The sequence below is a fragment of the Paraburkholderia youngii genome (assembly GCF_013366925.1).
GTDB lineage: Bacteria > Pseudomonadota > Gammaproteobacteria > Burkholderiales > Burkholderiaceae > Paraburkholderia > Paraburkholderia youngii.
In genome coordinates this window covers 636,640-645,250 of sequence record NZ_JAALDK010000003.1, presented here as the reverse complement: position 1 = coordinate 645,250, position 8,611 = coordinate 636,640, and the positions used below count along the sequence as shown (strand labels likewise).

Here is an 8,611-nt window from a genome sequence, read left to right as displayed (position 1 = left end):
TGAGTTGGCGACGTGGTAAAACTCTCAGGGGCCTTCTCGGAGGAAGCCGCCGCGCAGCTGGCAGACTTGGAGAATCCGCGATCACTGAGGCCGAGCGGTTGCGGGCTGACAAGGGATGGTACCGCAGGTGCCGCGGGTCCCGCAACCGGACAGTCTTCGATTGCAGAACAGGTAAGCTCCCAAAATTGTAAGCGGCCGGCAAACCCGTCTTGACGAATTGAACTAGCGGATAGGATCCGCCGGCTGCCAGCGATGAGGCAGCAATGTTGAGATATCGCTGGCCTTGTGGGTTGGCAGTAAGCGATCCATTATCGACGTCCCTCTGCGAGTGGAGTTGGAGGCCCTGAATCGCAGAGCGGCGTGGCGTGTGCTCAGCGCAGGGAAGCAGGCATTTTCCAGGGCAGAAGCGCGTCGTAGTCGTCGACACTGGTCGCCAGAGGGATGTGCCTGAACAGCCAGTGGAGGTAGCGGTACGGATCGATTCGACAGGCTTTGCAGGTTTCGACCAGAGAGTAAAGATTGGCGCTCGCAGTCGCGCCATCAACCGTGTCCGAGAACAGCCAGCCGCGGCGCCCAATTACAAACGGGCGGATCGAATTCTCACAGTCGTTATGCCGACTTCCCGATTATGCCGCGTCATGAATCCACGGACACAACGGTTGGCGGATCTCTATTCCCGGTCGCTCCGGTTGTCGGCATTATCAGAGAGCCTCCAGGAAGGCGAGCAACGGATCTGGAGGTTTGTAGCGTGTCGGTGCAACACCACTCGCCGTCGCGTGCGCGAGCGCGCGTTCCTTGAGTGGCATGTCGGCGTGCAAATAGATCTGAGTAGTCTCGGAGGACTCGTGACCGAGCCAGAGCGCGATCACGGTCAGGTCGACGCCGTGATGCATCAGGCTCATCGCGGCCGTGTGCCGAAGCGTATGAGGCGTTATTGATTTCTTCTTCAGCGAGGGGCACGAGAGGCGCGCGATTTCGGCGTTACGCGACACGAGTTGCTGAAGAGCATCGGCACTGAGATGACCACCGCGCGAACTGGGGAAGACCGGATCGCCTGGTTCGCCTGGTTGATACAGCAGCCACTGCTTCAGGACTGCAACAACATCCGGTCGCAGAGGAGTGCATCTCGTCTTTCTGCCTTTGCCGAGGCAACGGACGTGGGCGCCTGTACCGAGCATCACATCCTGGCGCCGGAGAGTGGTCAATTCGCTGTTGCGCAGACCCGTTTGAACCGCTACAAGAAGCAGCGCTCGGTCTCGGGTGCCGGTCCACGTTCGTACGTCAGGCGCCCCTACCAGAGCGGCGGCCTCGCTCTCTGTCAGAAACTCAACAGGGCCGTGCTCGCAGCGTTTAGATGGAATTGCAAGAACGCGCTGACACTGCAGAAACAGCGCAGGCTCGCTGACCGCGACGAACCGGAAGAAGGCATGCACGGCAGCAAGCCGCGTGTTGCGTGTCCGCACCGAATTCCCTCTGCTGTGTTCGAGGTGCCGCAGGAATTCCTCGATCAACGACACATCGAAGTCCTCGATGCGCAGCTTTGACGGCGCGCGTCCGATATGGTTCGTGGCAAACGCTAGCAGCAGCCGGAACGTATCACGGTAACTTGCCACCGTATGCGAACTTAGACCTTGCTGCTCGAGCAGGCGCTGGGTAAAGAAGCGCTGAACGAGTGATGGAAGATCGGCGGCGCTCACGACTGTTCTCCTGGACAGTTCTTGTCGAGATAGGCTGCCGCAAGTTCAAGCAATTCAGGAACCGCTTCGATGTACCAGTACGTAAGACCGACGTTGACATGCCCGAGGTAGGCGGTAAGTTTCGGCAATTCCCTACTTACGTCGAGACCGGCACGATACCACTCGACCAGCCGTCCAGTCGCGAAGCTATGCCGGAAGTCCTGGAGGCGTGGACCGTAACCATCGCGCCCATCCTCTGTCGCCGGTCGCAGACCGACAGCGCGCGACATTCTGACGAACATGCTGCGTGCAGTGCCGGGCTTCAGTCGCTTGCCGCGCTCACTAACCAGGAACGCCTCGCTCAACCGTAAAGGACAGATTTGATCGCGTTTCTGGACGTAGTGTTCGAGTGCCAACCGGGTCGACTCTGTTACAGGAACACAGCGCGATTTGCCGAACTTCGATTCCCGGATGGAGAGTATTCCGCTGACGAGGTCAACGTCGGACCGGTCGAGCCGAAACGCTTCGCCTGGCCTGAGACCCGTCGCCACAAGAAGCCCAATGAGCGTCGAATAGGTCAGTGCTCGCAAGCCGGTTCGGGATCGCAGTTGAGCGGCTCGGGCCATAAGCAGATCAATTTCGTGCTCAGTGTAAATATGCGGGGCATTGCGCCGTCTGCGGGCACTCAGGAGCCCCGCGGGGGGAATCTGGTTTCGACCGTCAATGAGGTTCATCCATCTGGCGAATCCTCTTACTTGAGAGAGGCGTCGCCCCCAGGTGGCACGTTCGACGAGTGTGGGCGTCATTGCCCAGCGCAGAGCCAGATCGGTAGTAATGAACTCAGCATCTTCATGTTCGAGAAGATCAACGAAATGGCCGAGTGCCAATGCAGGTTCGTAGAATGACGCCCCGAGAGCCCGGCGGACCGCCACGTACCGAGCGAGAGAATCGCGGATCGCAGTCATATTGAACCTCCAGCCGTGGGCCACGAGCGCGCGACCTCGCGCAGGTCCTCAAACGCCACCGTTGCATAGATCGCGGTACTGTCCGGTGAGCGGTGTCGCAAGACCTCGGCTATTTCTGCCATCGAGGCCCCATGACGAATCATCGTCGTCGCCAGACCGTGACGGAACAGATGTGCGGCGCCACGGCACGCGGGGCGGAAACCGGCACGTGCGAAGGCCTGACCAACAATCTTGCCAATCGCCCCCGGCCCCGCCAAACCAACCCGAGGTGCCAATCTGCGAAGGAAGACGCGCCGCGATGCACTCGCTTCGCGACCATCGCGGAGATATGTTGCGATTGCTTCTCCGACCTCCGATGGCAGCGGGACGTGCTCGACCATCTGCCCCTTTCCATGAACGACGAGTTCCCCCGAACGCCAGTGAATGTCGTCGAGCTCGATTGCGACGATTTCTCCGGCACGTAAGCCAAGCCGCGCCAACAACAGCAGGATTGCGTAGTCACGAAGCCCAGTCGTGGTCGACTGGTCTGCCGATGCAATGAGAGCTTCTTGCTGCTCAGGCGTGAGGAACGTTGGCACAGTTGACTGTCGCCATTTACGAACCGAAGGCACTGACTCATACAGGTCTTATATGGACACCGCCCGGTTTGCCAGATTGACCTTCGTGTGATGTTGAAGCGAGGTATCGGCTGCGGTCTTATATCCGGCCTGTGCAAGCCGAAGCCCGCGGGCCCTGATGGAATTCGCCGGGAACATCCTCATCTCGGCCACGCACTTTGAAGCGCAAGCCTGTGTTCAGGTTTATGTTCCAGCGGTCCGACCTGTTTCGCCATCACATGTTAATCAACCTCAGCAACCTACCGGTACTTCGCCTCGTCCTTCGTTGCTCACCTGCTAAGCGGGTCTTACGCTGACGTGATTCCTCTCATACGTGCTGCCGTGGGCCAGAATGGCCCATGCGGTGCGTGCCATCTTGTTGGCAAGGGCGACGGTCGCGACATTTGCCGGTCGTCGGTCCTGGATCGCCTTCTGCCATGGAGTTGGCACCTTCGTGTGGCACATCACCGAGCGTGCGCCGTGGATCAATAGCGTGCGCAGGTACGGATCACCTCGGCGGGAGATCGCTCCCAACCGGATCTTTCCGCCGGTGCCGGATTGCCGGGGCACCAACCCGAGGAACGAGGCAAACTCGCGCCCGGACCTGAACGTTCTTGCATCTCCGATCGCAGCGACCAGCGCAGTGGCGGTAAGCCTGCCAATACCGGGTACTTCCGCAATTGCCCGACATGCCGCTTCCTGCTTGTGGCAGCCCCCTATTTGCTTCTCAAGCTGATTGATATCCTGCTCAATTCCATCAATGCGTCTCAACTGGTCCTGCAGGGCGCGGATTATCGATCCAGGCAGGACCTCCTCGAGTTCCGCCATGCGTGCCCGGATCTCAGCGAGACCAGCAGCGCGTCCTGCTCGAAATGACACGCCGAACTCATAGAGAAGGCCTCGCAACTGGTTCACCTGCATGGTGCGAAACTTGATCAGCAGTGAGCGCATACGGTGAAGACCGAGCATGGCCTGCTGGTCTTCTGTCTTTGCCGCGACCGTTCGCATTCCGGGCTGCTGGACTGCCGTCCAGATCGCCCGCGCATCGGCCGCGTCGGTCTTGTTCGTTTGCACAAACGGTCGGATGAACTTCGCATGCAACAACACCACCTCGTGCCCGAGTGCCTTGATCTTGCGAGCCCACCAGTGCGCACTGCCGCATGCTTCAATCGCCACACGGCCAGCAGGCCGCCGCGCCAGAAACGCGATGAGCTCGTCGCGTCGGAAGCGCCGATTGGCTATCTCGCCGGTTTGCGAGTCGACCCAGTACATCTGGAAAATCCGCTTCGCAACATCCAGACCGTATGTCGTAGCATTCATTTGGGCCCTCCGTTCCTTAAGTGGACGTGTCGAAACTCCACTCTGGCACATGGATGCCGTCCGGTTCTGGAGGGCCCCCGCGTTTCTGCCGGACCCTGCGTCCCCGAAGGGAGGGCGGTGTCCATTCCATCTCGTGCCGTATCGCCGCGCAGAAAGAGGAAATGGCAGAACGAGCGAAGCGCAACTGCCATCAGCCGCGTGTACTCTGCCGATCGGCCTTTGCTGCGGGCAAGAAGATGATTCCGGATCGTTACCGCGTCAAATGCATCTGGCAATAAACTTCCGTCGCCGGCCGCGTGGCTGTCGAGAAAATCGCGAATGAACGGGCCATAGACGAGCAGAGAGTTCCTCGCGAGTCCACGATCCTGCCTCAGATAGTCCACGTATCGGTCGTAAATGTGCGCGATCGCGGATTGGCGGCCCAACGTCGGCGGGCACACAATAGCTTCAGCGCGCAGATAGGCGAGAAACTGCCGTAATGTGGGACGTGCACGCTGGACACGGTCTCGTGATGCGCCGATCATGCGCTTCATAAAACGAGCCGTGACAGACTCATCAAGATCAATCAGGTCGATGCCCCTGTTCTCCATCCACCCAGAGAACGCACACAGGACTCTTCGTTTCTTGCGAAGCGATACCTCGGAGTAGTGTGCCGTCCGCAGACGATCAAGAAATGCATCGATGTGATGGACCGGCAGCCCGCCGGATTCACTGACTGTGCGTTTCGCATTCATCTGATCTCTCCTGGCCGGCGCGATAGCCAGCCTGAGAAATCATACGTTTATGCCGACACAGCATTCATGAAAGACCATACCCGCCGTCATACAGGTGCATGACGCGGCATAATCGGGGAGTCGGCATAACTGGGTCGAGAATCAAATACGGCCGTGGGCCCTGGGGAGGTCGAACTGGTTGTTCGCAGGATCTCTGCGTGCTGGAAAACGCGCGGCCGCGATCATGACATTGATCCGCTCTGCACAACTGAACGGACACGATCCGTTGGCTTACCTGAAGGACGTGTTGACGCGCTTGCCGACACACCGTGCCGCCGACATAGCGCAACTGCTTCCTCATCGCTGGACGCCGACCGCTGCTTGATCGTTTGATCGTTTGAGCGATCGCCCCAGTCAAGATGCCTTCCCCGGGTGCTTACGGCGCGAATACCATACGGCTTGACACAACTCACGAGCGGCAAGCCATACTCACCCCATGATTGGAAAATGAGTTTCCTGAAGGCGGCGTAGCCCGGCACATGAGTAACCCGCGAGCCCGCTATGCAACGGATTGCATCCGACTTGCGGCTCTAGATAGCGGCAGGCTCATCGGACGGACTTCTGTAATGCGGTAGCCAACCCGCGGATATCAGCATGATCCACCGTCGAGATGTACTGCTACGTCGCCCTCAGGAAATTCCGACAATATGAATTCGACAAACTGAAAAACCGATCCCGATTGACACCGGGAGTCATATCAGCGGGCCTCCCACCGTCGTCGTGGAGGCGGCGGGGTTAAAGTGAGTTTGCGAACAGCTTTAACCAGAGGGAGGCTGAGATGAAATATAGCGGAATCGACCTGCATTCGAACAACAGCGTCGTAACGGTGACCGATGAAAATGATCGGGTGGTGGCCGAAAAGCGCCTCCCCAACGATCTGGCGAAGATTCTCGGAATACTCACGCCATGGCGCGACGAGCTGGCGGGAGTCGTCGTCGAATCAACGTTCAACTGGTACTGGCTTGTTGATGGCCTTCAGGCTGCCGGTTTCACCGTGGATCTGGCGCATACCGCTGCGATTAAAAAATACGAGGGGCTCAAGCACAGGGGCGACGAAACTGATGTTCGCTACCTTGCACACCTGATGCGGCTCGGGATCCTGCCTACGGGAGCCATCCTGCCGCCGGAACAACGTGCCGTCCGGGATCTGGCGAGGAAGCGGATGCAACTGGTGCGAAGTCGCTGCCAGCATATCCTCGCGGTCGAAAACATCACGGCCCGTCAGCATGGCACTCGCATCACCAGCAATCAGGCCATGGGCCTGAGCGCCGAAACCATCGACCAGATGCGGCTGCAAGAGGGCGTGGCGCTGGCGATCAGGGCGAACGCGGCGGTCATTGCCACCCTTTCTGCACAGATCGAAATTCTTGAAAAGCGTCTTCAGGAAAAGGTGACTGCACAAGCGGAGTATGCCCTCCTCACCAGTGTGCCTGGAATCGGCCGGATACTCGCGACAACCATTCTGCTTGAGACCGGGCCGATCGAGCGTTTCGCCAGTGCCGGGAACTTTGCCTCCTATGCGCGCTGTGTCGACAGCCAGCGCATCAGCAACGGAAAGAAAAAGGGCGAAGGCAACGCCCGCAACGGCAACAAGTATCTGTCGTGGGCCTTCATCGAAGCCGCCAACTTCGCCCAGCGCTATTGCGCGGAAGCCAGGCGTTTCTATGAACGCAAGAAAGCCCGGACGAACCCGATCGTCGCACGTAAGGCGCTCGCGCACAAACTGGCGCGAGCGGTGCTTTCATATTCTGAAGGAGCACAAACCGTTTGATGTGACACGCTGCTTCATGTGAAGCTTTCGACGGCGACCGGCAAGCCCCGTGGGAAGATTGGGCTCCAGCCTTGCAAATTTGAATGGGATGCCGTGCCGTCGTCGCCGATGCGCAGTTAAAGCGGACCGCTCGCCATGCGAGCCACCGATGGATTGGCGCCAGAATACAGGCAGCCCTCGAATTTGCACAAGCCCCTTGGACGCATTGCGGTACCAACGTTCTTCCGGGGCGGCATGGCCGCCAGGGCGACCGGCTGCTTCTCGCCGCTCGCCTGATCCACATGGGTGTCTGGCGCGATCCGTCGCAGCCACAACTTGAAGAACCGGGCGCGCTCAGCCACTGCGAGCGGGCACAACACATAGGAAATCCAAACCGGCCGCTTATGCGGCCACGGCGTTGCTTACTCGCTTGACACCGGCCCGCTAATGGGTGTCTTCCCACGCGAAGAGCCGCTCGATGGTCCGGAAGCGCTCCTCGAAGACGGCCGGATCAAAGCGCTGCTTGCGGCCGCGCTTCGGTGTTTTGCGCCCACGCGGGTTCTCCGGGATGTTCGGGATCATGCCGCGATTGAAGATCGCCTTGCGGTTGGCCCGGCAGTCGTAGACGCCGTCCAGACTGACGGTTGAGCCGTGCAGGTCCATGCCAATGGCGCGGGCCATTGCGGTGAGTCCGAGCAGCGCCTCGCGCAACAGCGGCGATTCATTGCGGTTGCCCGGGGCCGTCACGAACGGCGCGATGATGTTGCACTCGCGATCGCAGAAGGCGACGATCTTGCAGCCCTTGAGATGCTTGTGGCCGCTATACCCGAGGTTGTCGCCGCCTTTCTTCGCCGCCGTGGTGGTGCCGTCGCCGTGAATGACCGTGAGATCCAGCCGCCCGTCCTGAAGAAGCTTGTGCACCGAGCCGGCAAAAATCCGGTCGATGCAGCCATCGGCCTCCCAGCGCCGCAGTGCCCAATAAATACGCGTGTAATGAATCTCGGGGCGGCCTTTGCCGTTCATCCTGATCGGCAGCGCTTTCCACTGGCACCCGGTGTAAAGCAGTTGCAGGACGTAATTGAAGATTGTATGCAACGCCAACGTTGGAGCCGGCCCACGTCGGCCCCGGCTCAGATACGGCAAGACAAATTGCTCAAGACTCAAATTCGTGGGAATCGCTTGCCTGTATTGACTTCCGGTCATCCGCTACATCCGCAAATCCGGACTTTAACCGATCTGACCATGCGGACCTTAAAAGTCAGTCCCCATGCGGCATGCAGACAAATTTACGCACATCAGAAAACCCGCAACCAGTTGTATTCGAACAGCGCAGAGCGCAGATGCCGACATTCTTCAGTCACTGTACCGTCAGTTGGGTGGTTTAAAACTGAAAATGATTTTAGATGAGCCGTGGTGTCCCAGCACTGTATTGCCGTTCTACAGCGCGCGATTGTTGACGATCCGCACGCCACCCCCGACTGACTTATGGACGGGCGCTGCCCAATCCACCTCGAACATCTAATGTGGAAGA

6 protein-coding genes and 3 pseudogenes are annotated in these 8,611 nt (G+C 59.2%); 2 read left to right on the top strand and 7 right to left on the bottom strand.

The features are described 5' to 3' along the window. Positions 1 to 371: 371 nt before the first annotated feature. The 6 genes and pseudogenes from G5S42_RS41520 to G5S42_RS41495 form a co-directional block, all read right to left on the bottom strand. Positions 372 to 614: pseudogene (locus tag G5S42_RS41520) on the bottom strand (transposase domain-containing protein); the annotation flags it as partial. An 87-nt stretch (positions 615 to 701) separates the two neighbouring features. Next, positions 702 to 1,697, bottom strand: a complete 996-nt coding sequence (locus G5S42_RS41515) for a tyrosine-type recombinase/integrase (protein WP_176112371.1) — start codon at positions 1,695 to 1,697, stop codon at positions 702 to 704. Then, positions 1,694 to 2,641, bottom strand: coding sequence for a tyrosine-type recombinase/integrase (locus G5S42_RS41510; RefSeq protein ID WP_176112370.1), 948 nt, complete (start codon positions 2,639 to 2,641; stop codon positions 1,694 to 1,696). Before G5S42_RS41510 ends, G5S42_RS41515 begins: the two co-directional genes overlap by 4 nt. Next, entirely contained in the window at positions 2,638 to 3,219 is a 582-nt protein-coding gene (locus G5S42_RS41505; protein WP_312883728.1) for a site-specific integrase, read from the bottom strand. The genes G5S42_RS41510 and G5S42_RS41505 overlap by 4 nt, the downstream gene beginning before the upstream one ends. Positions 3,220 to 3,534: 315 nt before the next feature. Next, a complete protein-coding gene (locus G5S42_RS41500; RefSeq protein ID WP_176112369.1) occupies positions 3,535 to 4,557 on the bottom strand; it encodes an IS110 family RNA-guided transposase in 1,023 nt (340 codons plus the stop codon). Continuing rightward, a complete protein-coding gene (locus G5S42_RS41495; protein WP_246392552.1) occupies positions 4,554 to 5,291 on the bottom strand; it encodes a site-specific integrase in 738 nt (245 codons plus the stop codon). The genes G5S42_RS41500 and G5S42_RS41495 overlap by 4 nt, the downstream gene beginning before the upstream one ends. 124 nt (positions 5,292 to 5,415) lie before the next feature. On the opposite strand from G5S42_RS41495, the pseudogene G5S42_RS41490 reads away from it, so the two are divergent. Together G5S42_RS41490 and G5S42_RS41485 are read left to right on the top strand one after the other, a co-directional pair. Continuing rightward, positions 5,416 to 5,655: pseudogene (locus G5S42_RS41490) on the top strand (transposase domain-containing protein); the annotation flags it as partial. A gap of 453 nt (positions 5,656 to 6,108) precedes the next feature. Further along, positions 6,109 to 7,123: pseudogene (locus tag G5S42_RS41485) on the top strand (IS110 family RNA-guided transposase). A gap of 401 nt (positions 7,124 to 7,524) precedes the next feature. On the opposite strand, the gene G5S42_RS41480 reads toward G5S42_RS41485, so the two are convergent. Next, the gene (locus tag G5S42_RS41480; RefSeq protein ID WP_176112368.1) at positions 7,525 to 8,283 is read right to left on the bottom strand and encodes a transposase; all 759 of its coding nucleotides are present in this window, start codon (positions 8,281 to 8,283) and stop codon (positions 7,525 to 7,527) included. Positions 8,284 to 8,611: the final 328 nt, after the last annotated feature.